The organism is Amycolatopsis sp. NPDC114505, from assembly GCF_055633615.1.
This window is the reverse complement of sequence record NZ_JBVKDV010000005.1, coordinates 57919-82717: the sequence shown is the minus strand read 5'-3', so window position 1 is coordinate 82717 and position 24799 is coordinate 57919. Positions and strand designations below refer to the sequence as shown.

General features: G+C 70.7%; 20 protein-coding genes. 13 read left to right on the top strand and 7 right to left on the bottom strand.

What is annotated here, in order from left to right; genetic code table 11:
- Positions 1-26: 26 nt before the first annotated feature.
- The gene (locus tag ACZ7OU_RS43235; protein WP_470259731.1) at positions 27-683 is read right to left on the bottom strand and encodes an SH3 domain-containing protein; all 657 of its coding nucleotides are present in this window, start codon (positions 681-683) and stop codon (positions 27-29) included.
- Between the two features lie 99 nt (positions 684-782).
- Between ACZ7OU_RS43235 and ACZ7OU_RS43230 the strand changes: the two genes are divergently transcribed.
- The 3 genes from ACZ7OU_RS43230 to ACZ7OU_RS43220 all read left to right on the top strand — a co-directional run bounded on the left by ACZ7OU_RS43230 (position 783) and on the right by ACZ7OU_RS43220 (position 6479).
- Positions 783-3716, top strand: coding sequence for an AfsR/SARP family transcriptional regulator (locus ACZ7OU_RS43230; RefSeq protein WP_470259730.1), 2934 nt, complete (start codon positions 783-785; stop codon positions 3714-3716).
- A gap of 78 nt (positions 3717-3794) precedes the next feature.
- On the top strand, positions 3795-5012 hold the full coding sequence (locus ACZ7OU_RS43225; RefSeq protein ID WP_470259729.1) for a hypothetical protein: 1218 nt from the start codon (positions 3795-3797) through the stop codon (positions 5010-5012).
- 231 nt (positions 5013-5243) lie between these two features.
- A complete protein-coding gene (locus ACZ7OU_RS43220) occupies positions 5244-6479 on the top strand; it encodes a glycoside hydrolase family protein (protein ID WP_470259728.1) in 1236 nt (411 codons plus the stop codon).
- 30 nt (positions 6480-6509) lie between these two features.
- On the opposite strand, the gene ACZ7OU_RS43215 is transcribed toward ACZ7OU_RS43220, so the two are convergent.
- The gene (locus ACZ7OU_RS43215) at positions 6510-6965 is read right to left on the bottom strand and encodes a DUF4396 domain-containing protein (RefSeq protein WP_470259727.1); all 456 of its coding nucleotides are present in this window, start codon (positions 6963-6965) and stop codon (positions 6510-6512) included.
- A gap of 275 nt (positions 6966-7240) precedes the next feature.
- On the opposite strand from ACZ7OU_RS43215, the gene ACZ7OU_RS43210 reads away from it, so the two are divergent.
- Positions 7241-8257, top strand: coding sequence for an autoinducer 2 ABC transporter substrate-binding protein (locus tag ACZ7OU_RS43210; RefSeq protein ID WP_470259726.1), 1017 nt, complete (start codon positions 7241-7243; stop codon positions 8255-8257).
- A 4-nt stretch (positions 8258-8261) separates the two neighbouring features.
- On the opposite strand, the gene ACZ7OU_RS43205 is transcribed toward ACZ7OU_RS43210, so the two are convergent.
- The 3 genes from ACZ7OU_RS43205 to ACZ7OU_RS43195 all read right to left on the bottom strand — a co-directional run bounded on the left by ACZ7OU_RS43205 (position 8262) and on the right by ACZ7OU_RS43195 (position 11994).
- A complete protein-coding gene (locus tag ACZ7OU_RS43205; protein WP_470259725.1) occupies positions 8262-9824 on the bottom strand; it encodes an esterase-like activity of phytase family protein in 1563 nt (520 codons plus the stop codon).
- Positions 9825-9940: 116 nt separating this feature from the next.
- Positions 9941-11233 (bottom strand): DUF6923 family protein, encoded by a 1293-nt coding sequence (locus ACZ7OU_RS43200; protein ID WP_470259724.1) that lies wholly within the window; start codon positions 11231-11233, stop codon positions 9941-9943.
- Positions 11230-11994: a bestrophin-like domain gene (locus ACZ7OU_RS43195; protein WP_470245367.1), complete on the bottom strand. Its 765-nt coding sequence runs from the start codon at positions 11992-11994 to the stop codon at positions 11230-11232. The genes ACZ7OU_RS43200 and ACZ7OU_RS43195 overlap by 4 nt, the downstream gene beginning before the upstream one ends.
- 411 nt (positions 11995-12405) lie before the next feature.
- On the opposite strand from ACZ7OU_RS43195, the gene ACZ7OU_RS43190 reads away from it, so the two are divergent.
- The 4 genes from ACZ7OU_RS43190 to ACZ7OU_RS43175 are packed head-to-tail and all read left to right on the top strand — an operon-like array spanning position 12406 to position 16362.
- Positions 12406-13809 carry a family 2B encapsulin nanocompartment shell protein gene (locus tag ACZ7OU_RS43190; RefSeq protein WP_470259723.1) on the top strand — a complete coding sequence of 468 codons (1404 nt, stop codon included), beginning with the start codon at positions 12406-12408 and terminating at the stop codon, positions 13807-13809.
- The gene (locus tag ACZ7OU_RS43185) at positions 13809-13973 is read left to right on the top strand and encodes a hypothetical protein (RefSeq protein WP_470245369.1); all 165 of its coding nucleotides are present in this window, start codon (positions 13809-13811) and stop codon (positions 13971-13973) included. Before ACZ7OU_RS43190 ends, ACZ7OU_RS43185 begins: the two co-directional genes overlap by 1 nt.
- Positions 13970-15349 (top strand): family 2B encapsulin nanocompartment shell protein, encoded by a 1380-nt coding sequence (locus ACZ7OU_RS43180; RefSeq protein WP_470259722.1) that lies wholly within the window; start codon positions 13970-13972, stop codon positions 15347-15349. The genes ACZ7OU_RS43185 and ACZ7OU_RS43180 overlap by 4 nt, the downstream gene beginning before the upstream one ends.
- Positions 15346-16362, top strand: a complete 1017-nt coding sequence (locus ACZ7OU_RS43175; protein ID WP_470259721.1) for a family 2 encapsulin nanocompartment cargo protein polyprenyl transferase — start codon at positions 15346-15348, stop codon at positions 16360-16362. Before ACZ7OU_RS43180 ends, ACZ7OU_RS43175 begins: the two co-directional genes overlap by 4 nt.
- Positions 16363-16503: 141 nt before the next feature.
- Here the strand turns inward: ACZ7OU_RS43175 and ACZ7OU_RS43170 are convergent, their stop codons facing one another.
- On the bottom strand, positions 16504-17628 hold the full coding sequence (locus tag ACZ7OU_RS43170; RefSeq protein ID WP_470259720.1) for a CapA family protein: 1125 nt from the start codon (positions 17626-17628) through the stop codon (positions 16504-16506).
- Between the two features lie 369 nt (positions 17629-17997).
- On the opposite strand from ACZ7OU_RS43170, the gene ACZ7OU_RS43165 reads away from it, so the two are divergent.
- From ACZ7OU_RS43165 to ACZ7OU_RS43145, 5 genes are all read left to right on the top strand, one after another.
- On the top strand, positions 17998-18972 hold the full coding sequence (locus ACZ7OU_RS43165; RefSeq protein ID WP_470245373.1) for a substrate-binding domain-containing protein: 975 nt from the start codon (positions 17998-18000) through the stop codon (positions 18970-18972).
- A gap of 73 nt (positions 18973-19045) precedes the next feature.
- On the top strand, positions 19046-20584 hold the full coding sequence (locus tag ACZ7OU_RS43160) for a sugar ABC transporter ATP-binding protein (RefSeq protein ID WP_470245374.1): 1539 nt from the start codon (positions 19046-19048) through the stop codon (positions 20582-20584).
- Between the two features lie 64 nt (positions 20585-20648).
- On the top strand, positions 20649-21674 hold the full coding sequence (locus ACZ7OU_RS43155; protein ID WP_360482365.1) for an ABC transporter permease: 1026 nt from the start codon (positions 20649-20651) through the stop codon (positions 21672-21674).
- 3 nt (positions 21675-21677) lie between these two features.
- The gene (locus ACZ7OU_RS43150; protein ID WP_470245375.1) at positions 21678-22334 is read left to right on the top strand and encodes a FadR/GntR family transcriptional regulator; all 657 of its coding nucleotides are present in this window, start codon (positions 21678-21680) and stop codon (positions 22332-22334) included.
- Between the two features lie 72 nt (positions 22335-22406).
- On the top strand, positions 22407-23489 hold the full coding sequence (locus ACZ7OU_RS43145) for a glycoside hydrolase family 88 protein (protein ID WP_470259719.1): 1083 nt from the start codon (positions 22407-22409) through the stop codon (positions 23487-23489).
- A gap of 1 nt (position 23490) precedes the next feature.
- Here ACZ7OU_RS43145 and ACZ7OU_RS43140 read toward each other — a convergent pair whose 3' ends face one another.
- Positions 23491-24798 (bottom strand): DNA polymerase IV, encoded by a 1308-nt coding sequence (locus ACZ7OU_RS43140; protein ID WP_470259718.1) that lies wholly within the window; start codon positions 24796-24798, stop codon positions 23491-23493.
- Between the last annotated feature and the right edge of the window lies 1 nt (position 24799).

Here is a 24799-nt window from a genome sequence, read left to right as displayed (position 1 = left end):
ATGCCTTTCGGGGAAGGGGGACGCGGTCAGGCCGCGAAGTCGGTGATGCCGTCGCTGCAGGACTTCAGGTCCGGCTTGGCGGTCGTGTAGTTGGCGACGCAGACCTTGTAGAAGACCCAGCCGCCGTGCGGGACGCTGACGGCCTTGTCGACCTTCGTGCCCTCGCCACCGGAGTTCCAGACGTAGAACGGCCCGGCGCCGCCCTTGAGCCAGTACGCGACGACGGCCGAATAGCCGTCGGCGTCCGTGTCGTAGACCAGGAAGTGCGAGTCGGACGAGCGGAACTGCCCCTCCCCCGCGCACGCGTCGGCGCACTGGCCGCTGCCCGAGCCGACCCCGCAGTCGGGCGCGATCCGCTGGTCGGACCCGGTGTAGACGTAGGTGTCCGAGATGTACCCGCCGAGCGCGGGCACGTAGTCCCACAACGTGCTCGTGCCGTAGGTCCCGGTCACCGACGAGCCGGTGATCTGGCAGTCGATGGTCACGGACGCGCCGGTGGCGACGGTCTTGACGGCCGTGGCACCCGCGGTGGGTGCCCGGCGGACGTTCAGCGGGTCGCCCGCGGTCTTGACGGTGCCGGTCGCCGCGGCCGACGCGTCGAGCGCGCCACCCACCGCCAGCGCGCCGACCGTCGCGAGGACGACTCCCAGTCCGGCCATCCGCCGGAGGTTCGAAGGCTTCATGGCGGGAGCGTGACTCCGGCTCGTACACGACTCGTACAAAGGCACGGACACTCCGAATGGATCTATCCCCGGGGTCGAACGGGTCATAGCATCCGGCTCATGGGGGAACTCATCGGGCAGGTTGAGGCCACCTCGCTTAAGATCCGCGTCCTCGGTCCGCTGGAGGTCACCGCCGCCGGGCAGGTGGTCGCGCTCGGCGGGCCGAAGCCCCGGCTGCTGCTGGCCGCGCTGGCGCTGCAGCCGAACGTCGTCGTGTCCGCCGACGTCCTGGTCGAGGTGCTGTGGCCGGATTCGGCCCCGCGGTCGGCGGCGGCGAACATCCGCACGTACGTCCATTCGCTGCGCAGACGGTTCGCCGAGATCGACCCCGGCCTCGGCGAACGGATCAGCAGCCGGGCCTCGGGCTACCTGCTGACCGCGTCGCCGGACGAGCTGGACCACCTCGCGTTCACGGCCTTGGCCGGGGAAGCGCAGGAAGCGTTCGATCGTGCCGACGCGGAGAGCGCTCTCAAGCTGCTCGACCGGGCCGACGCGCTGTGGCGCGGCGAAGTCCTCGAAGGACTCCCCCACGACCACAGCTGGGGCGCGAGCGTCGCCCGTCTCGCCGAGCTCCGCCTGTCGGTGCAGGAACAGCGCCTGCGCGCGCGGATCGACCTCGGCCGGTGCGGCGAAGCCGTCGCCGAACTGCGCGGCCTGGTCACCGAGCACCCGCTGCGCGAAGAGCTGTGGGCCCAGCTGATCGTCGCGCTGCGCGCCGCCGGCCGGACCGCGGACGCCGTCGAGGCGTACGAATCGGCCGAACGCGTGCTGCGCGAGGAGCTCGGCGCCGAGCCGGGCGCGCGGCTGCGGGAGCTGCGCGCGACGCTGGTGACCGAAAGCGTGCCCGCCGGGCGCCCGGCCGACTTCGTCCCGGTCTGCCAGCTGCCGCTCGACCTGCCGGACTTCACCGGCCGCGACGACGTGCTCCGCGAGGTCGCCGACCTCATGCGCGAGCGCGCGGACTCGGGCACGCCCGCGGTGGTCGTGCTCTCCGGTGCCCCCGGCGTCGGCAAGTCGGCGGTCGCCGTCCGGGTCGCGCACGCCGTCCGCGAGGACTTCCCCGACGGCCAGCTGCACGTCGACCTGGCCGGCACGTCGTCGTCGCCGCGGGCGCCGATGGGCGTGCTCGCGGAACTGCTGCGCGCGCTCGGCATCCCGGACGCCGGCCTGCCGCGCGAGCCGGCCGAACGCTCGGCGCTGCTGCGCTCGCGGCTGGCCGGGCGGCGGATGTGTGTGGTGCTCGACGACGCCGGCAGCGCCGCCCAGGTACGCCCGCTGCTGCCCGGTGCGGGCGCGTGCGCGGTGCTGGTGACCAGCCGGCTCCGGCTGCCGGGACTTCCCGGGGCGACGCCGGTCGACGTCGACCTGCTGCCCGAGGACGAAGGCGCGCGGCTGCTGGAAGGCATCGTCGGCGCCGAGCGGGTGGCCGCCGAGCCGGAGAGCGCCGCGGCGATCCTGCGCCAGTGCGGGCACCTGCCGCTGGCGATCCGGGTGGCCGGCGCGAAGCTGACGAACCGGCCGGGCTGGACGCTGCGGCTGCTGGCCGACCGGCTGCGCGACGAGCACCGCCGGCTCGACGAGCTGCGCGTCGGCGACCTCGCCGTCCGCGCGAGCGTGACGCTCTCCTACGACCTGCTGCCGATGTCGGCGGCCACGGCGTTCCGCGGGCTCGGCCTGCTCGGGCCGGTCCAGTTCCCGGCGTGGGCGGTCGCGGCCGTGCTGGGCCGCCGCGAAGCCGACGACGTCCTCGACGTGCTGGTCGACGGCCACCTCGTCGAGCTCGTCGGCTCGGATTCCGCCGGGCAGCCCCGGTACCGCCTGCACGATCTCTTGCGCGTGTACGCGGTGGAGCTGGCGGAGCAGAGCGACGCGGCGAAGACGCGTGCCGCGCTTCGGCGGGTCCTTTCCGGTTACCTCGCGCTGGCTCTGGAAGCCGCGCGACGGATGCCGCTGCACTTCTTCGGCATGTACTGCGACGACGAGCTGCCGCGCCCGGCGGTGCCCGCCGACGTGCTGCCCGACGACCCGGCGGCGTGGTTCGCGGCCGAGCGCCACACCAGCGTCGCGGCGGTCTCGCTGGCTGCCGAGCACGGCTTCGACGACCTGGCCTGGCAGCTGGCGTCGGCGCTGACGCCGTACTTCGACCTGCGCGGGCACCAGGACGACTGGCACAGCACGCACACGATCGCGCTGGCCGCGGCTCGCCGGACCGGGTCGCTGCGCGCGGAGGCGATCGTCCAGCGCAATCTCGGCCAGTACCTGCTCTACCAGGACGAATACGCCCGGTCGCGGGTGGCGTTCGACGAGTCGAGGGCGCTGTTCGAGCAGGTCGGCGACACGCAGGGGGTCGGCATCGCACTGACCGGGCTGGCCACGATCCTGCGCATCGAGGGCGACGACGACCGCGCGCTCGACCACTGCCACGAGGCGCTGAAGCTGTTCGCGGATATGGACGACCCCCACGGGGAAGCCGTGGCCCGGCTGGGCGCGGGCGCGGTGTGGATGTCGCGCGGCTGCTACGCGGCGGCGAAGCGCTGGTTCACCGACGCGCTGGAGCTGTCGGCGTCGATCGGCGACCGCCACCGCGAGGCGCACGCGTACAAGCGGCTGGGGTTGCTGTTCCAGCACCAGGGCAACCTGGCGGCGGCCCGCGAGCACGTCGACCAGGCGATCGCGATCTTCACGGACCTGGGCGACGACCACTGCGTCGGGTACGCGAACCAGAACCTCGGCGAGCTGTGCCTGCACAGCGGCGACTTCGCGCACGCGCAGCTGCTGCTGGTGAACTCGCTTTCGGTGCACCGGCGCAACGGCGACCGGCGGTCGGAGGCGGAGGTCTCGCAGCTGCTCGGCGAGCTGCACCGGGCGTTGTCGCAGCCGGAGCGGTCCCGGGACTATTCGGAGCGCGCGCTGGCGATCTGGCGGGAGCTTTCGTCGCGGCCGCCCGAGCCCGTGACCTCGGTGGAGGAGCCGCCGCACATCGTTTCGGCTTGATGCTTGTACGGATTGTGTACGCGGCCCGGTCAGTCTTTCGCCACGTTCGAGTGAACGCATGCGAGAGGAGAACCGGGGATGATCCGGATCAAGAAAGCCGGCCGCGTGACCGCGGCGGTCCTGGCCGCCGGGGCGGTGACGGCGCTGGCCGGAGCCCCCGCCCAGGCCGCGACCACCGGCAGCACCTGGACCGCCAACCTGTCCACTGTGGACAGCGACGACGTCAACGTGACGGGCGCGGGGGGAACACTGACCCTGGCCGACGCCGCGTGGCACAGAACCGCGCGGGTGTTCGCCGGCAGTGAAGGCAGCCTCATCACCGCCGAGCACGCCTTGAGCGCCCCGGCGAACCGCGTCAGCGCGCAGCTGTCCGCCGACACGCCCAAGGGCACCGAGGTCGAGGTCGACGTCCGCGGCCGGATCGGCGCGGACGACTGGACCGAGTGGACGCCCGCCGGGACGGCGTTCAAGAGCAGCGTGAGCTCCGTCCAGGTGCGCATCGGCCTGCACAGCGACACCGACGGCGTCCGCCCGTCGGTCCGCGGCGTCGCGCTGAGCGCCGACAGCGCCCCGCAGGTGAACGCGCTGGCCGCCACGGCCGCGTCGACGTACAAGGTCTACGGGACCCGCGAAGGCCTCGTCGGCGGCACCACCGCGAACGGCCACGTCATCACCAGCCACGACCACTTCGTCTCGTTCCCGTCCGGGAAGTCCGTGTCCCCCAAGGGAACCGGCAACTACACCGCCAAGGTGTGCCGCACCGACGGCAGCAAGTGCGAGTACGCGCCGGTGTGGGAGATCGGCCCGTGGAACGAGCGCGACGACTACTGGAACCCGGCGTCGGTCCGTTCGGAGTTCAAGGACCTGCCGCAGGGCACGCCCGAAGCGCAGGCGGCGTACCTGCAGGGCTACAACGGCAAGAAGGACGACTCCGGCCGCACGGTGCAGAACCCGGCGGGCATCGACCTCGCCGACGGCGTGTTCTGGGACGGCCTCGGCATGTCGGACAACGGCTACGTGAACGTGACGTACCTGTGGACCGGCACCGGCCCGACGGGAACGGTGAAGACCGCGGGCGACCCGATGAACGTCCGGGCGAGCGCGAGCACCTCGGCGGCGATCAAGGGCCTCGCGGCGAACTACGCCAAGGTGAACATCGAGTGCTACGTCCTGGGCGACAGCGTCACCGGCACGTTCGGCACCAGCACGATCTGGGACCGCATCGGCCCGAACAACTACGTGTCGGACACGTACCTGCAGACGGGCTCCGACAACCCGGTCGCACCCCTGTGCTGACCCGCGGCTCGATCGAGCCCCGAGTTTCGCGTGGTTGACTGCCCTCACCCCCGCGAGAAAAGCGAAGGCCCGGCGTCCCCCGCCGGGCCTTCGCCCTTTTCACGGATATCCCACTCACCGGTCCATCATTCACATTCATGAACTATTGTCCGCCCGCTGTACAACGTCGTGACGATTGTGGAAAACTTCCGGGCACCTGGAGCATTTCCCCACACGGAATGGCGGGCACCTGTGAGCGTTTCCCGGAGAACCCTGCTGACCACCGCGGCCGGTGCCGCGGTGGCGGCGAGCGCCAGTACCTCCACCGCCGCGGCGGCAAGCACTTCGACCACCTTCGACCAGGAATCCGTCACCCGGACGCTCCGCCAAGCGGCCGACTACGCGGTAGCCAAGCTGCGGGCCGTCGCGCCAAGCGTCACCGCGTTTCCGGTCGGTACGAAGTTCGAGAAATGGACCTATTCGCAAAACGGTGACTGGGTCGGCGGATTCTGGCCCGGCCAGTTGTGGCTGGCCTGGCTGCACAGCGGCGACGAACAATTCAAGACCCTCGCGCTGGCGTCCGCGGAGAAACTCGCGCCGCGGCAGAACGACACCGGTACGCACGACCTCGGTTTCCTCTTCTACCCGTCGTGGGTCACCGCGTGGCGGCTCACCGGGGACGACAAGTGGCGGGCGGGCGCCGTGCAGGCCGCCGCGTCGCTGATCAAGCGCTACAACCCGGCCGGGAAGTTCATCCGCGCCTGGGGTTCGCTGACCGACCCGAAGGACGCGGGCCGCGTCATCATGGACACGATGATGAACCTCGACCTGCTGGCGTTCGCGAGCAAGCAGACCGGGGACCCGCAGTACCTCGAAATCGCCGTCGCGCACGCCAAGACCGCGCAGAAGAACTTCGTCCGCCCGGACGGGTCGACCCCGCACGTCTTCGACTTCGACCCCGTCACCGGCGCGCCGATCGGGCCGAACACCGTGCAGGGCTACAGCCCGACGTCCTGCTGGTCGCGCGGGCAGGCTTGGGGTGTCTACGGCTTCACGACCATCTACCGCCGCACCGGCGACAAGGAGTTCCTGGCCACCGCCGGAAAGCTCGCGGACTTCGCGCTGGCGCACCTGACGTCCGACCACGTGCCGGTGTGGGACTACCTCGCCCCGCAGGCGCCGAACGACATCAAGGACGCCTCCGCCGGGGTGATCATGGCCTGCGGCCTGCTCGACCTCGCGGAGATCACGCACCGCTCGCAGTACCGGGACAGCGCGTTGCGGATCCTGTCGGCGGTCTCGCAGACGTGCCTGACGACGAAGTCCACCCGGGCCGAGGCGAGCGTCGCGCGCTGCACCCGCAACCGGCCGGCCGAGGACGGCATCGAGGTGTCGCTCCCCTACGCCGACTACTACCTGCTGGAAGGCATCCTGCGGGTGCTCGACCGGCCGAAGGTCGACCGCGCCGTCGACCTTTCGCGCGTCTGACCCACCGGGGAGGCCGCCACCTCCCCCGCGTCAGTGCTGGTGGTGGGCGTGCACCTTCGCGTGGCCGAGGCCGCGCCCGATCATCCACTTGTTCACCGGCACCGTGACCACGAACGCGATGGCCAGCGAAAGCGCCAGCGCCAGCCAGAAGAGGAAGCTGGCGAGGCCGGCGTCCATCGCCCCGGGGATCGCCACGACGACCGTGTTGTCGATCAGCTCCATGACCGCGATCGACACGGTGTCCGCGGCCAGCGCGACCTTGAACGCCGCCGCCAGGGGCAGCCCCGACTTCAGCACCCCCCGCATGGTCAGGCCGTAGCCGAAGACGAACGCGAGGACGATCGACAGGACGACGGTCGCCGCGTTGTGCAAGCCGAACGCCGTGCCGAAGACCATGCCGAGCACCTCACCGATCGCACAGCCGGTCAGGCAGTGCAGGGTCGCCTGGATCGCCGTCGCCCACGAAGCTCCGTGCTGTTCGCTCATGCCCGCCACTATACCCCCAAGGGGTATTAATGCGCCTGTCTCGCGCGTCACGCGCGACCTCCGGGTGACGTGTCGACCACAGAGTGACGAATCGTTGTCACTCACCGTGTCCAAAGCCGCTGACCAGGCCAATCCCCGCCAGAAAGCCACGAGGTAGAACTCGCTTCCGTAACCCTTTGCGCACATCCCGTTGACCACCGTTACGCGGGGCCCTACCTTCCCCCTTGGTCTCCACCGCGCGCAGACCGTTCGAGAGTCCCGAGGAATGGGTGGGGATGCGAGGGCCGACGAAGACGTTCCGGCTGTTCGCGACGCTGCTGCTGGGTGCGGCGCTCGCGCTCGGGGGCTGCTCGGACCAGCTGGGCAACGCCCCCGCGCCGGCACCGGAGCGGATCGCGTTCGTGCCCAAGGTCGCCGACATCCCGTACTTCCAGGCGATGAACACCGGCGGCCTCGAAGCGGCGAAGCAGCTGGGCGTGCAGTGGTCCATGGTCGGCCCGAAGACCGTCGACCCCGCCGACCAGGTCGCCATCATGCGCGACCTGATCGCGAAGAAGGTCGACGTCATCGTCGTCGCCCCGAACGACCCGGCCGCGCTCGCGCCGGCCATCGCCGAGGCGCGGGCGAAGGGCATCCACGTGCTCACCTCGGACACCGACGCGCCCGGCACGCAGCGCGAGGTGTTCGTCAACCAGGCCAGCGCCGAGGGCATCGGCGCCGCGCTCACCGACGCGCTCATGAAGCGGACCGGCGGCACCGGCAAGTACGCGATCGTCTCGTGCGGCCCGGCCGCGGCGAACCTCAACACCTGGATCTCGGTCCAGAAGACCTACACGGCCGACCACTACCCGAAGGCGCAGGTCGTCGAGACCGTCTACGCGGGCGAGGACCAGGACAACGCGACGAGCCTCGCCAAGGAAGTGATGGCCCGCCACCCGGACCTCAACGGCCTGGTCGGCGAGTGCACGACGTCCGCCCCCGGCGTCGCGAAGGCGGTGCGCGAGCAGCAGAAGATCGGCCAGGTGTTCACCGTCGGCATCGGGACGCCCCAGTCGATCAAGCCGTTCCTGCTCGACGGCTCGTGCTCCGAGTCGGTGCTGTGGAACGTCGAGTCGCTCGGCTACCTGACCGCGTGGACGGCGAAGCAGGTCGCCGACGGCAAGCCGCTCCAGGCCGTCAACAAGGTGAGCCTGGAGTTGCCGGCGGTGAAGTACGACGCCGCGTCGAAGACCGTCCTGCTGGGCGATCCGCTGCTCATCACCGCCGACAACGTCGACCAGTTCAAGTACTGACGGGCTACCGCACGTCGATCGTGACGGTCGCGGTGCTCGTCGCCGCCGGGAGCTTCGTCGTGTCGACCGCGAGGTACTCGCCGTCGTCCTGACGGCCGTCCGGCAGCGTCTTCGGGTGCAGCGCGTACGGCGGGGCCGCGTTGGTCACGCCGTCGATGCCGAAGTCGTTGTCGTTGCTGATCACGAGGGTCCGGCCGCCGTCGGTCGTCGCGACGCCCTCGACCTTGTCGTGCCCGAAGAAGCCGCCGCTCGGGTCCAAGCCCGTCACCAGGGCGCCGAGGTCGAGGTACAGCTTCTTGCTCACCGGCTTGATCCCGGCGGCGGCGAGGTCCTTCGTCGCTTCGGCCGTGGTGTCCTTGCCGACGTAGGCGTCGATGCTCTTCCCGCCGACGAGCAGGCCGCCCTTGACCGCGTCGTACCCCGCGGCCCGCGGGCCGACGTCGGTGGCGCCGGTCAGGTCGATCTCGAACAGCTTCTTGAACGCGCCGGGCTCCGGCTTGCCGTCGCGCTCGTCGACCAGGAAGCGCGTCGCCGAGAGCGCGGTGATCTCGCTGACCGCGGTGCCCGTCGTGTCCGGGTCGTCGAGCAGGTAGAGGTACTCGTGCGTGGCGCGGGTGCGCAGGTCGACGGTGACGATCCGCAGCGTGGTGACGTTGCCCGGCTTCTTCGTCAGGTCCGGCTGCTGCAGCGCCGACTGCATGACGCCGACGAGCGTCCGGCCGTCCGGGGTCAGCGCGAGGCCTTCCATGCCCTTGTTCGGCACGCGGTACTTCAGCTCGGCCGGCAGCGAGCCGTCGAACGGCGAGAGGCGTTCAAGCGCGCGCCCGTCACGGCCGAAGTGGGTGATGAAGGGGCCGTACTCGTCGGAGACCCAGAAGGTGCCGTCCTTCTGCGCGACCAGGCCTTCGGAGTCGTAGCCGTTCGCCGACTTCGGCAGGACGTTCCCGTTCAGGTCGACGATCTTCTCGCCGGTGTCCGCGAGCGGGCTGACCTGGCCGTTGTAGGGCGTGCCGTCCTCGGCGCGCAACGGGATGGTCTTCTCCAGCACGGCCTTGCCGTCACGGAGGCGGAACTTCCCGATGGCGGGGGTGAAGGCGGGCAGCGGCTCGATCTTGCCGCCGTCGGGCGCGTCGACGTTCGGGCCGCGGTCTGTGAGGCCGTAGAACTCGCCCTTTTCGCCGGGGACGGGGGTGAGCGCGGAGCCGTACGCACCGCCCTTGAGCTGCACGCCGCCGATGGTGGCGAGCGGCTTGAGGTTCGTCGGGTAGAGCTTCACGGCGTCGGAAACCGTGTAGGTGAAGGAATCCCGGCCGGTGAAGCCGGGCGCGGGGGTGTAGCGGAGGGTGCCGTCGGCGGCGAGGTCGACGCTCCCGTGCGCGGCGGCGGTGTGCCGGACGACGGCGGTGGCGCGGTCGTTGCCGAGCACGTCCGCGATCAGGCTCCGCCCGCCGTGGACCCGGAGGTGGTCGTCCTTCGCCCGCGGCCCGTGGTCGTGCGCTTCCGCCGTCCCCGCGACCAGGGGTAGTGCCAGTACCCCGGCGACCAAGGCGATTGTTGCCCGCTTCATCCCGTTTCTCCTCTTCCGGCGCGTGCACCGCGCTGGAGGAGGAGTCTTCGTGGCCGAAGTGGACGTTGCCCGGATTCGAGGAGGCCAGGACGTTAACGGTGCGACCGGCCGCCAGGTCAGCGGTGCCGGCGGACGTGGCCCACCGCGGCTCCGCCGCCCAGCACCAGGATCAGCGCCGTCAGTCCCCAGCGGCGTTTCTCCTTCGTCTTCACCGCCGTGCCGTCGGCCACCAGCGCCGGGGTGGGCGTCGGCTGCACGTGCCGCTTCGACGGTGGCGGGGGCGGCTCCACGGCCCTCGGCTCGGGCGTGGCCACCGGAGCCGGGGTGGGCGCCGGGGTCGCGGCGACCGCTACCGGCTGCTCCACCGGGGGCGGCCGCGACGGCGGTGGTGGCTCCGGCACCGGCGTGGCCGACGGCGTCGGAGCCGGGGTCGTCGAGTTCGGCGGCGGCGTCTCGGAAGGCGGCGTGTTCGGCGGAATGGGCGGACTCGACGTCGGTGTCTCCGAGACGGTCGTGGGCGGCGGCGGGGTGGCCGCGGCGAAACACCCGGCCGCGTCGCCGCTCACCAGCGCCGGCCCGGTCGACACCTCGACCGCCGGGCCCGAACCGTCCCGCGGCAATCGGTACGTCACGCTCCGGCGCCCGTCGCGGTTCGCCGTCGCGTAGATCTCCCCCGGCGCGAGCCCCACCGACCCGTACGCGCCCCCGGGCGGGAAGCGCAGCCCCGGCACCACCGCGACCGTCCCCGTCGACGGGTCCAGCGTCACCACGGAACCGCCCCCGCGCGAAGTCGTCGAGACCCCGTACAGCAAGCCGGACGACGAGTCGTACGCGAAGTCGTCGACCCCCACCGCGAGCGACACCGGCCGCAGCGCCGTCCGGTGCACCACCCGCACGTAGTCCGCGGAAGCCGGATCGATGTCCACTCTGTACAGATCGCTGTCCTGCCGCACGTACCAGCGGTTCCCGGCGATCGCCCCCGCCGTCGCACCGGTGACCTGGCTCCACACCGGACGCCGCGCGCCCGCCCGGCCGACCACGCCGAGGTCCGTCACCGACCCCGACGCGTCGATCCGCACCGCGTGCGAGCCGTGGTCGTACCGGCCGCCGCGCGTTCCGTCGGCGACGCCGTACACCACGCCCTGCGCGGCTGAGTACCCCATCGCGTTGATCCAGTAGCCCGCCTGGGTCAGGCGTTTCGTCGTCCCGTCGGGCAGGGACAGCAGCCGCAACGTCGTCGGCGCGCCGTCGCGTTCGTTCTCCGCCTGCAGGATCGTGCAGCCGTCCTGGCCCTGGGCCGCCGGACGCTTCGGTGACTCGGGCGCGAGCCAGCCCGTCGCCGCCAGCAGGGCCGAGACCGCCGCGGCCACGCCGAGCATCGCCGCCCAGCGGGCCCGCCCGCCGGTCAAGCCAGCCTTTCCAGCGCGCCGGTGAACGCCTCCGGCGGGATCTTCGCGCCCCCGCTGAACGGGTTCTGCAGCTGGTGGATCGCGAACAGCAGCAACGTGATCGTGCCGGCCAGGGTGGAGACGATGATGACGTGCGCGGCCAGCCGCGTGCCGCCGAACAGGTTCGGCAGCAGGATCGCGGTGATCAGGCTGCCGAGGATCAGCGCGAACCAGACGACCGCCCCGACGCCGCCGCCGGAGGCGTTGTTCAGCCGCTGCGTGCGGGCCTGGTAGACCGACCAGAGCTGGTTGCTCGCCTCGGTCTTGCGGTCGATCTGCCAGTCGCCGTCGACTTCAGCGGCCGCGACGGCCTGGCGCATCTGGTCGAGCTGCGTCCAGCCCGTGGCGGGGATCTCGCCGCCGTCGGACAGCCGCGGCCACTCCTGCTGCTCGACGGTCCGCGCGTAGGCGACGGCCAGCTGGTGCACGCGGTCCTTCGTCTCGGCCGGCAGCGCGTCGGCCGCCCACGTCGCCGCGACCAGGCTGTCCGCCTCGGTCTGCGCGTCCTGGCTCGCGGCACCGACCGAGTCGAACAGCGAGATGAGCACGAACGCGACCAGCACCGCGTGCAGGCCGCCGACGATGGTGAAGACCTGGCCCGCCGCGTCGTTGTTGTCCGGCCGTCCCTCGTCCCAGCCGAACCGGCGGACCAGGTACGCGATCACGCCCCCGACGAGAGCCGCGCCGGCCACCCACAGACCGCCGGCCACGAAGATGTTCATCCACGTCCTTTCCCACCGGGCGGATTCACCGCCGGATCGCTCAAGTTAGCCACGCATTTCCGGAGGGACAACCGGGAATTGTTCGGTTCATCCGAGTGGCCTCACCCAGGCCGCGACCATAGCCGGTTCGGCGCAGTTCACCGACACCGCGGTGCCTTCCGCCGCTCCCCACCGCGACGACGAATTCCCCTTACGAGCAGGGATCTTCCCGACCGGGTGACGACCGGGAACGGCGGGTGATGGGCGGCGGACGAGCGAACGGGAAAAGTGCCCGAAATGGCCGGAAGCCAACCAGGTAACGATCCCGCCGACCCGATCGTGTCATTGTGCGCGCGGACGCCGTTGCTATGTTGATTCTTCGTTGCCAGCCTCGGGCATTCCCGGCTTCCGAATGATTGGGTGGTTCTCGTTGTGACTGTCACCGACCCGGTGGACACCGACCAGGCACCGCTGAGCCTCGGACGGGCCGCGGCCCGCACCCTGGCCACCACGACCAAGTCGGTCCCGCAGATGCAGGGCATCTCCTCCCGCTGGCTGCTCAAACTCCTGCCCTGGGTCGAGGTCTCCGGTGGCGCCTACCGCGTCAACCGCCGCCTCTCCTACTCCGTCGGCGACGGCCGGGTCACCTTCACCACCACCGGCGCCGAAGTCCGCGTCATCCCACCCGAACTCGGCGAACTCGCCCCCCTGCGCGGCTACGACGACGAAGACGTCCTCGCCGAACTCGCCTCCCGGTTCTCCCAGCACGAATACGCCCCCGGCGACACCCTCGTCGAGTTCGGCTCCCGCGCCGACCAGGTCTTCCTCATCGCCCACGGCAAGATCACCAAGGTCGGCACCGGCGCCTACGGCGACCAGACCGTGCTCGGCACGATGGCCGACGGCGACTACTTCGGCGAAACCGCCCTCATCCGCGACGACGGGATCTGGGAGTTCACCGCCAAGGCCGTCACCACCTGCACCGTCCTCTCCCTGCCCCGCGACGTCTTCGAAGACGTACGGTCCCGGTCGGAAACCCTGCAAGCCCATCTGGAGGCGTTCGTCGCCGGCGGCGCCTCGGCCCGCAACGACCACGGCGAAGCCGAAATCTCCCTCGCCTCCGGCCACGACGGCGAGCCGATGCTGCCCGGGACGTTCGTCGACTACGACGCCCAACCGCGGGAGTACGAGCTGTCGGTCGCGCAGACGGTGCTGCGGGTGCATTCGCGGGTGGCGGATCTCTACAACCAGCCGATGAACCAGATCGAACAACAGCTGCGGCTGACCATCGAGGCGTTGCGGGAACGCCAGGAACACGAACTGGTCAACAACACCGACTTCGGGTTGCTGCACAACGCCGACTTCGCCCAGCGCATCCCCACCCGCACCGGACCACCCACCCCCGACGACCTCGACGAACTCCTCGCCCTGGTCTGGAAGGACCCCGGGTTCTTCCTGGCGCACCCGAAGACGATCGCCGCGTTCGGCCGGGAATGCACCAAGGCCGGTGTCTACCCCGACGCCGTCGACTTCGGCGGTCACCACGTCCCCGCCTGGCGCGGGGTCCCGATCCTGCCCTGCAACAAGATCCCCGTCACCGAGACCCGCACCAGTTCGATCTTGTTGATGCGGACCGGGGAACAGGCCCAGGGCGTGGTCGGGTTGCACCAGACCGGCCTCCCGGACGAATACCAGCCGGGGCTGAACGTCCGGTTCATGGGCCTCTCCGAGCAGGCGATCATGTCGTACCTGGTGTCGGCGTACTACTCCGCCGCCGTGCTGGTCCCGGACGCGCTGGCCGTGCTGGAAAGCGCCGAACTCGGCCGGGAGGCGTGATGCCGGAGCCCGCGACCCCGCCCCGCAAGCCCGACGCGGAACCGCCGCGTCCCGGGCCCGGCCTGCCGCCGTCGGCCTTCGGGCCGACCGGGCTCGGCACCGCCGCGGCCCGGGTCGTGCCCAAGCCCGCCGCACCTGGACCCGATCGGCGCGTGACCCCTTGACCGTCACCGAAGAACAGCTGTCCCTGGGCGTCAAGGCCGCGCGGACGCTGACCACGACGACGAAGTCGCTGCCGCAGATGCGCGGCATCACCACCCGCTGGCTGCTCTCGCAACTGGCCTGGGTCGACGTCCCCGCGGGCAGCTACCGCGTCAACCGCCGCCTCACCTACACCATCGGCGACGGCGAGGTCAGCTTCTACACCACCGGCGCCCGCGTCCAGGTCGTCCCCGCCGAGCTCACCGAACTCGAACTCCTTCGCGGCTTCGGCGACGAGCAAGCGTTGAGCGCCCTCGCCGAAGCCTTCGAACAACGCGAGTACGAACCCGGCGCCACGATCGTCGACGCGGACACGCCGCTCGACACGCTGATCCTCGTCGCCCACGGCAAAGTCACGCAGCACGGCCGCGGCGAGTACGGCGACGACGTCACCCTCGGCACCGCCACCGACGGCGACCACTTCGGCGCCGAGCTCCTCGCCCGCGACGACGCGCGGTGGAGCTTCACCGCCCGCGCCGCGACCCGCGTCATCGCGCTGGTGCTGTCCGCTTCGGCGTACGCGCGGCTCAACGGCCGGTCGGAGTCCCTGCGGACGCACGTCGCCGAGGCGGTCGGGCGGCCGCGGAAGCCGCAGAACAAGGCCGGTGAGGCCAGCATCGACCTGGCGGCCGGCCACGACGGCGAGCCCGTGCTGTCCGGCACGTACGTCGACTACGACCCTTCGCCGCGGGAGTACGACCTCGCCGTCGCGCAGACCGTGCTGCGCGTGCACAACCGCGTCACCGATCTCTACAACAACCCCATGAACCAGCTCGAGCAGCAGCTCCGGCTGACCGTGGAAGCGTTGCGGGAACGGCAAGAGCACGAGCTGGTCAACAACACCGACTTCGGGCTGCTGCACAACGTCGACCTCAAACACCGTCTCACGACCCGCAGCGGGCCACCGACGCCGCTGGACCTCGACGACCTGCTTTGCCGCCGTCGCAAGACGAAGTTCTTCCTCGCCCACCCGCGCGCGATCGCCGCGTTCGGCCGCGAGTGCACCGCAAGCCGGCTTTACCCCGATACGACGGTCCTCGACGGGAAGCGCGTCACGGCCTGGCGCGGGGTGCCGATCCTGCCGTGCGACAAGATCCCCGTCACCGACACCGGCACGACGTCGATCCTGGCCATGCGCGTCGGCGAGGACGACGCCGGCGTCATCGGCCTCCGCCCGAAGTCGCTGCCGGACGAGTACCAGCCGGGGCTCAACGTCCGGTTCATGGGGATCAGCGACCGGGCCGTCACGTCGTACCTGGTCAGTGCCTACCACTCCGCCGCCGTGCTCGTGCCGGACGCGCTCGGCGTGCTCGACGACGTCGAGATCGGACGCTCATGACGACCATGGACTCCCGGACCGCCGCCCGCCCCCTCGCCGACGTCCTCGCGTGGAGCAAGGGCCTGGTCGACCCCGCTTTGCGCACGGCGGCCGAGCGGCTGCCCGAGGTGATGCGGCGGATCGCCGGCTACCACTTCGGCTGGGAAGACGCCCACGGCGAACCGTCGTCCGCGGACGGCGGCAAGGCGTTGCGGCCGGCGCTGGTCCTGCTGTGCGCGGAAGCCGCCGGTGGCGTCCCGGCGGACGCCGTGCCCGCCGCCGTCGCGGTCGAGCTCGTGCACAACTTCTCGCTGCTGCACGACGACGTCATGGACGGCGACACCACCCGGCGGCACCGGCCGACGGCGTGGACGGTCTTCGGCACCGGGCCCGCGGTGCTCGCCGGGGACGCGCTGCTGAGCGTGGCGTTCGAACAGCTGCAACCCGAGGGCTCGAGACTGCTGTCCCGGGGTGTCCTCGAACTGCTGGAAGGTCAGGCCGCCGACGTCGACTTCGAGCAGCGCGACGACGTCACGCAGGCGGAGTGCGTCCGGATGGCCGTCGGCAAGACGGCCGCCCTGATCGGCGCGAGCTGCGAGCTGGGCGCGTTGCTCGCCGGGCGGCCGGAAGCGGTGCAGCGGTTCGGCGAGTTCGGCCGGTCGATCGGGCTGGCGTTCCAGCACGTCGACGACCTGCTCGGCATCTGGGGCGACCCCGCCGAGACGGGCAAGCCGGTCTACTCGGACCTGCAGAACCGCAAGAAGTCGCTCCCGGTGGTGACGGCGCTGTCGTCCGGCACGACGGCGGGCGCGGAGCTGGCGACCCTGTACTCCGGCACCGACCCGCTCGACGCCGTCGAGCTGGCCCTCGCGGCCACGCTCGTCGACGAGGCCGGCGGCCGCCAGTGGAGCCAGGCCCAGGCGTCGGCCTTGGTGGCGAAGGGACTCCGCGACCTCGCGGCGGTGAACCCGGTCCCCCGCCCCGCCGCCGAACTGGCCGCCCTGGCCCGCCTGATCACCACCCGCACCCACTGACCCGCGTACCGGAACGGACGACACGCGTACCCCGGCGGACGACACGCGTACCTGGATGGACGACACGGCGAGCACGTGCCCGGCCCGGCGTGTCGTCCGTCTGGGTACGCGTGTCGTCCGCGCAGGTACGCGTGTCGTCCGTTACTTGCCGGGGCGGGTGAGGCCGTCTTTGTCGGCTTTGAGGCTCAGGATGTTCTTGTCCGTGTCGCCCAGGGCCTTCGTGACCTGCGCTGACGCGGGGGATGTCGACAAGTCGATCAGGCGGATCGGGGCGTCGAGCTTGATCAGCGTCGGGATGTACTCGGCCTTGTCGACCTTCCAGCGGTCGCCGTCGCGGACGAAGCGGAAGCGGGCCGCCGCGCCCTCCTCCGTGTCACCCTTCGGCTCGGAATGGCGGGCGACGCTGTTGCCGAGCCCGTAGGCGACCCACTTGTCGCCGATCTTCTCGAACGGCTGGACCACGTGCGCGTGGTGGCCGACGATCAGGTCGATGTCGTCCGACGCCAGGAGCTTCTTGGCCTGCGACCGCTGCTCGGCCGTCGGCTCGTGCTGGTACTCCACGCCCCAGTGCAGGCTCGCGATCACGACCTGCGCGCCCGCCTCACGCGCCTTCCGGGCCGACGCCAGGACGTCGTCGACGTCGATCTGGTTGGCCAGCCACGGTTTCCCGGCCGGCACCTTGATGCCGTTGAACCCGAAGGCGTACGACACCTGCGCGACCTTCACGCCGTGGACGTCGAGAACCAGCGGCGTCGCCGCTTCCTTCGAAGACCGCGCCGAGCCGGTGTGCTTGATGCCCGTCTCGTCGAGCTTGTCCAACGTCCGCTTCACACCGTCGGCGCCCTGGTCGATCGTGTGGTTGGACGACGTCGAGCACGTGTCGTAGCCGGTGTCCTTGAGCGCGTCCGCGATCTCCGGCGGCGCGCTGAACGACGGGTAGCCGCTGTACGGGCCGCCTTCCGGCGCCAGCGGCGTCTCGAGGTGGCAGATCCCGAGGTCGGCGCCGGAGATCAGTGGCTTGATCCCGGCGAGCAGCGGCCGGTAGTCGATCTTGCCCTTGCCGTCGGCCTCGGCCTGCTCGGTCAGCGCCGGGTGGATCAGGACGTCGCCGGTCGCGACGACGCTGAACGAGCCGTCCGGGGCCGCCTCGGCCGAAGACGGCGTCTCCGGGAACGGCGTCGGCGCCGGGCCGGACTGCGGCGGGCTGCTGCACGCGGCCGCCAGGACGGCGATCCCGGCGAGCGCGGCGACGCGGAACTTCGTCATCGGTCCCCCTGCTGCTGTGGTCGGGTCATCCTCCCATCCGGACGAACCCGACACGTGCGCGCTCCTGGTCAACGGAAACTTCCACCACAGTCGACAACACCGATCAGAACATTCGCACAGGACAAAACCGGACAACGCGCAGGACAGCCGCTAAAAAATACGATAAATCACTCGGGTGCGTGCCACGATGCAACTACGGAGAGTAGGTATCGCTCCGCTAACTGCGGGTTGACGCTGCACGAACGGGTGTTTTGTAATACCAGTCACCCAGTGGCGCCCCCACGCGCCACTCGAACCTCGGCCTCCTTGGGAGCAACGATGTCCCCACACTCGCACAGGCTGCGCACCTGGAGCGTTGTTGGTTGTTGTTTGATTTCCGGTGTCCTGATGGCCTCGTGCTCCTCGGGCAAAGACACCGCGGCACCGACGCAGCAGGCACCCGCCAACGGCAAGATCACCCTCTACTACCTGCAGAAACAGGGTGACCAGCAGTACTTCGTCGAGCAGGCCCAGGGTGCGCAGGAGAAGGCGAAGGAGCTCGGCGTCGAGCTCAAGGTCGTCAACCTCGGCCAGGACGCCAACAAGGCGATCACCGAGCTGGACGCGGCGGTCGCGCAGGGTGCGAACGGCGTCGCCATCGTCGTCCCGGACCAGGCCATCGGCCCGCAGGTGATCGACAAGGCGAAGAGCGCGGGCATCCCGATCATCGCCTCGGACGACGTCATCAAGGACGGCACCGGCGCGAAGGCCCCGTTCGTCGGCTTCAACGGCAGCCAGATGGGCGACTCGGTCGGGACCGAGGCCGGCAAGCTCTTCAAGGCCGCCGGCTGGACCGCCGCCGACACCAAGATCATCAGTGCCTACAAGCAGGACCTCACCGTCTGCACCGACCGCGTCGGCGCCGCGAAGTCCGCGTTCGCCAAGGCGGCGGGCGCCGAGGTCCCGGTGATCGACGTCGGCACCGACAACTCGCCCGTCGACGCGCAGAACCGCTCCGGCGCGGTGATCAGCTCCAACCCGGGCGTCAAGCACTGGGTCGTGTGGGGCTGCAACGACGAGAACGAGACCGGTGTCGTGACCGCGCTCGCCAACTCCGGCGTGCAGGCGAGCAACATCATCGGCGTCGGGCTCGGCGCGTACCTCGACTGCAAGGACTGGGCGGCCGGCAAGGACACCGGCAACAAGTCCGCGCTCTACATCTCCGGCGCCGAGGTCGGCCGCTCGGCGATCCAGGTGCTGGTGGACAAGGTGAAGAACGGCAAGGAGCTGCCCGCGGAGACGATCGCGAAGACCACGATCGTCAACAAGGACAACTACAAGCAGGCCGGCGTCAACTGCACCTGACCGATCCCGTCGTGAGTGGGAAACAGTGTTCTAACACTGTTTCCCACTCACGACCGCCGTACGGAAGGCGATCATGTCCAGCTCTCCTGCCGCGCTCGCCGTCGAGGGCATCGGCAAGCGCTTCTCCGGCGTCACCGCCCTCGACGACGTCTCGCTGGAAATCCGCTCCGGCGAGGTGCTGGCGCTGATGGGCGAAAACGGCGCCGGGAAGTCGACGCTGCTGCGCGTCCTCTCCGGTGACCAGGGCCCCGACGACGGGCGCCTGCTCCTCGACGGCACCGAGGTCGCGTTCGACACCCCGCGCGCGGCGATGGCCGCCGGGGTCCGCGTGATCTACCAGGAACCCGAGATCATCCCGCACGTCTCGGTGGCGGAGAACGTCTTCGTCGGCGAGCTCCCCGCCAAGGCACGGGTGTTCAACCGCCGCACGCTCATCAAGGCGACGCAGGACGCGCTCGCCGAGTACGGCTTCGAAGGCGTCCTCAACCCCGCGACGCTGGGCGTCGCGCTGTCGGCCGCGCAGCGCCAGATCGTCGAGATCCTGCGCGTCCTCACCGCGGCCACGCCGCCGAAGGTGATCGCCTTCGACGAGCCGACGTCGTCGCTGTCCGAGCACGAGGTCGAGGCGCTGTTCCGGCTGATCGGGCGGCTGCGCGACAGCGGTGTCGCGGTCGTCTACGTCTCGCACCGGATGAAGGAGATCTTCCAGCTCGCGGACCGCGTCGCCGTGCTGCGCGACGGCAAGCTCGTCGGCGTCCAGCAGGTCGCGGAGACCGACGAGCCCGGCCTGGTCCGGATGATGATCGGCCGTGACCTCTCGGCCCTCGAGCGCCGCGTCACCCAGGACACCGGCGACGTCGTGCTGAAGCTCGACGACGTCACGACCGACGACGTCACCGGCATCTCGCTGCAGGTTCGCGCGGGCGAGGTCGTCTGCCTGGCCGGCCTGGTCGGCGCGGGACGCTCCGAGCTGGCCCGCGCGATCGTCGGCGACCTGCCGATCCGGTCGGGCACGGTCGAGCTCGACGGCAAGCGGCTGCGCGCGCACAACCCGGGTGACGCCGTGAAGGCCGGCATCGGCTTCGCGCCCGAGGAGCGCAAGACGGACGCGCTGCTCATGCAGCGGTCCGTCCGCGACAACATCTCCATCTCGGTGCTGGACCGCCTTCGCCGCTTCCGCGTCGTGAAGCGGGCGAAGGAACGCGCGCTCGTCGAGGAGTACATCCGCGAGCTTCGCGTGCGTACGCCGTCGATGGAGCAGGAAGTCCGCAAGCTTTCCGGCGGCAACCAGCAGAAGGCCGTCCTGGCGCGCTGGCTCGCGCGGCGGCCGAAGCTGCTGATCCTCGACGAGCCGACGCGCGGCGTCGACGTCGGCGCGAAGGCCGAGATCTACCGGATCATCGACGGCCTCGCCGCGGAAGGCATCGCGCTGCTGGTCATCTCCTCCGACCTGCCCGAGGTGCTGACGCTGGCCGACCGCATCCTCGTCATGCGGGCCGGGCACCTGGCCGGCGAGCTCAGCCGCGAGGACGCGACCGAGGAAGCCGTGCTGACCCTCGCCATCCCCGAAACCGAACCAGCCGTGGAAGAAGCCCAGGAGATCGGCGCATGAGTGAGCTTGCGAACGAATCGAATGACACGGCTGTAGCCGTGCCGAGCGTCAGCGAGGTCGGCGCATGAGTACCCCCACCAAGGAAACGACGGCCCCGGCCGCACCTGCGCAGCCGAGCGCCGCGCGCCGCGTGCTGACCGGCATCGGCGTGCAGAACTCCAGCCTGATCATCACGCTGATCGCGTTGATCGTCCTGCTGAGCATCCTGAACGACAACTTCCTGCGCACCAACAACCTGCTGCTGATCGGCAGCGCGATCACCATCATGGGCCTGCTGGCCCTGGTGCAGACCCTGGTGATCATCCTGGGCGCGCTGGACATCTCGGTCGGCTCGATGGCCGGGCTCGCCTCGGTCATCTCGGCGATGGTGTTCACCTCGACCGGCAGCGCCGGGGTCGGCATCCTCGCCGCGGTCGGTGTCGGCATCCTCTGCGGCCTGATCAACGGCATGATCATCATCTTCGGCCGGGTCAACCCGGTGGTCGCGACGCTGGCCATGCTCGCCACCTACAAGGGCGTCGCGCAGGTCATCTCGGACGGCAAGTCGCAGGGCTACACCGGCGGCGACGACCTGTTCATCTTCCTGGCCAAGGGCGCCATCGCGGGCCTGCCGTCGCTGGTGTGGGTGTTCCTGATCGTCGCGGCGCTGCTGCACTTCCTGCTCAAGTACACCGACATCGGCCGCAACGTCTACGCCATCGGCGGCAACGACACCGCGGCGCGGCTGGCCGGCATCAACATCAACCGGTACATCATCGGCGTGTACGCGCTGGCCGGCGTGGTGGCGGCGGTCGCGGGCGTGCTGATCACCGCGCGCACGGGCTCCGGCCAGCCGGTGTCCGGGTCCGAAGGCCTCGAGCTGCAGGCCGTCACCGGCGCGGCGCTCGGCGGCACGATGCTCAAGGGCGGCCGCGGGTCGATCATCTCCACGGTCCTCGCGGTGATCATCCTGGGCGTGCTCGACAACGGCATGTCCGGGCTGGGCATCAACCCGTTCTGGCAGAACGTCGCCCACGGCGCCCTGCTCGTGATCGCGGTCGTGCTGCAGCAGCTGCGCAGTGGAGAGCGCCGCGTCGGCCTGCCCGAGTAGCCGGTGAACCTCCATGCCCGGATAGTGGACGAACTGGGCAGGCTCATCGTCGAAGGCGTCCTCGGGGACGGGCAACCGCTCGTCCCCGAGGAGCTCGGCCGCCGCTTCTCCGCCTCCCGGACGGTGGTGCGCGAGGCACTGCGGGTGCTGGAATCCAAGGGCATGGTGACCGCGCGGCCGCGCGTCGGCACGTGGACACTGCCCCCCGAGGCGTGGGACGCGATCGACCCGGACGTCATCGGCTGGCGCGTCAACGGGCCGGACGGCCGCCACCACCTGCACGAGCTGCGGGAACTGCGGCTGACCATCGAGCCGCAGGCGGCGCGGCTGGCGGCGCAGCACCGGCGTCCCGACGAGCTTTCGGCGATGGCCGCGGCCTACGAGCTGATGGCGGACGCCGTCGAGCGCCAGGACACCGCGGCCTTCCACGACGCCGACTCGAAGTTCCACGCGGCCTTGATCCGCGCGTCCGGCAACGCGTTGATCGCGCAGCTGCACGTCCCCGTCGTGGCCGCGCTGACGGCGCACGGCGAGCCGATGGAGCTCGTGGCGCATTCCCGGGTGCTGACACTGGTGCTCGCGAAGAACGCCGACGGGGCCGAATCCGCGTCCCGCCGGTTGCTGGAAACCGTTGCGCCGTACCACTCACCGGCACCTTGACACGTCCACCGGGAACCCTGAACACTCGCTGCGACCCACCCGCCGCCATGACGTGCTGAGGAGGACGCTTCCATGCGTTTCCCGGGTATTCGTGGCTTTGGCGTGCTCGCGGCCGCGGTGGTGGCGGGCGGGCTGTTCTCCGCTCCGGCGGCGGTCGCGGCCCCCGCAGACTGCCCGATCACCGGCCAGATGGTCGCCGCCGGCGACTACTGGGTCGCCAACGGCACCAACCTCGACGCGATCGACTGGCAGAACGCGACGTTCCACGTCGGCAACCTCGCACTGGTCCGGACCACCGGCCAGTCGAACCACAAGACACTGCCGTGGGCGCAGGCCGCGAACTACCAGCTGCCGCTGGACCCGAAGCGGCCGTTCTTCCCGGACAACCAGGCGGCCGGCGAGGCGTACCTCGACCTGTACACGTACTTCCACCCGGAGATCCCGCTCGACTCGATCCGCACCCGGATCAAGGACGAGGTCGCGTCCGTGCAGGCCGGGCACCGCGACTACTGGAACTACGTCGACGCGCTGAACATGGCGATGCCGTCGTTCGCCCGGATGAGCGTGATCGACCACGATCCGTCCTATTTGGATGCGATGGACAAGCTGTTCAAGTCGTCGGAACACAAGCTGTTCAACGACTTCACGGGCCTGTGGTACCGCGACGCGCGGTTCACCGGCTCGGGCGTGTTCTGGTCGCGCGGCAACGGCTGGGCCCTGGCGGCGCTGACGAAGGTGCTGCAGGTCCTGCCGTCCACCGACCCGCGCCGGCCGGAGTACCTGCGGGTGTACAAGAAGATGGCAACGACGTTGGCCCTGGTGCAGCGTCGTGACGGCTTCTGGAACTCCGACCTGCTGAACCCGTGGGACCACGGCGGCCCGGAGACGAGCGGCACGGCGTTCTTCACGTTCGGCATCGGCTGGGGCATCTCCGCGGGCATCCTGGACGCATCGCGGTTCCGCCCGGTGGTGGACAAGGCGTGGACGGCGTTGTCGACGAAGGCGCTGCAGGCGGACGGCAAGGTCGGCTACGTCCAGCCGGTCGGCGACCGCCCGGCGACGGCGAAGGTGACCGACACGTCGGCGTTCGGCGTCGGCGCGTTCCTGCTGGCCGGCCAGGAAGTGGCCAAGCTGCAAGGCTGCTCGGCCGAGTAGGTCACTTCAGGCAGTCGCCGGGGTCGCCACGGGTCAGGGCCGGGTCGGTCTGGGGGAACGTCTTCGCCGCGCCCGGGCCCGAGCTGCGGTGCTCGAAGCGGACCGTCACCCGGCCGTGGCCCGCGCCCTGGACCCAGCCCGTGCCGAACTCCTCGTGCACCACGTCGTCGCCCTGTCGCCACTCCGACGGGGCGGCGACCGGTGCGGCCGCGGCGGAGACCACCGTGGCCGCCGCGGTTTCCGGTACGGAGAGGCTGAACAACGCGTCCTGGTGCGGCACCGAAAGCCCGCTGTAGGCGACGCCGGCGAGGCGGATCCCGCCGAACTCCGCCGGGTCCAGCAGCAGCCGTTCCGCCACCGCCGCCAGCTCGGCCAGGTCGTCCGTGGGTGCCGAGATCGTCTCCGAGCGGGTCACCGTGTGCATGTCCGTGTGCCGCAGCTTGATCACCACCGTGCGGGCCACGCGCTCGGCCTTGACCAGCCGCTTGTGCGCCCCCACCGCGATCCGGCGGACCTCCGCCCGCAAGGACGCGAGGTCGATGATGTCCGTGTCGAACGTCGTCTCCGCGCTGACCTGCTTGGTCTCGCCGCGGTCGGCCACCGGGCGGTCGTCGAAGCCCGTGGCCAGGCGGCGCAGGTCGCGGCCGACCACGCCGCCCAGCGTCGCCACCGCGTCCTGTTCGGACAGTGCCGCCAGCTGCCCCAGCGTCTGGACGTCGATGAACCGCAGCTTCCCCTCGGCGACCGGGCCGATCCCCCACAGCGCGCGCACCGGCAGCGGCGCGAGGAACTCGCGTTCGGTGCCCTGCGGCACCACCAGCAGGCCGTCCGGCTTGGCCTCGTCCGAGGCGATCTTGGCGATCTGCTTGCCGTTGCCCGCGCCGATCGACGCCACCAGCCCGGTTTCCGAGCGGATGCGGGACCGCAGCGACGCGCAGAACTCCGTCACCTCGTCGAACGACGCGCCGACGAGCGAAGGCGGCTCGGCGAAGGCCTCGTCGAGGGAGATCTTCTCCAGCAGCGGCGCCACCGACGTGACGACGGTGAACACCTCCTGGCTGAGCCGCTCGTACACGCGGAACCGCGGCGGCACGATCACGCCGTTCGCCGGGAGCAGCCGCCGCGCCTGCGCCATCGGCATGGCCGACTTGATGCCGAACGCCCGTGACTCGTAGCTCGCGCCCGCGACGACGCCGCGGGGGCCGGTGCCGCCGACGAGCACCGGGCGCCCGGCCAGCGTCGGGCGGGTGAGCTGCTCGGCCGACGCGTAGAAGGCGTCCAGGTCGAGGTGGATCACCCAGCGGGCCACG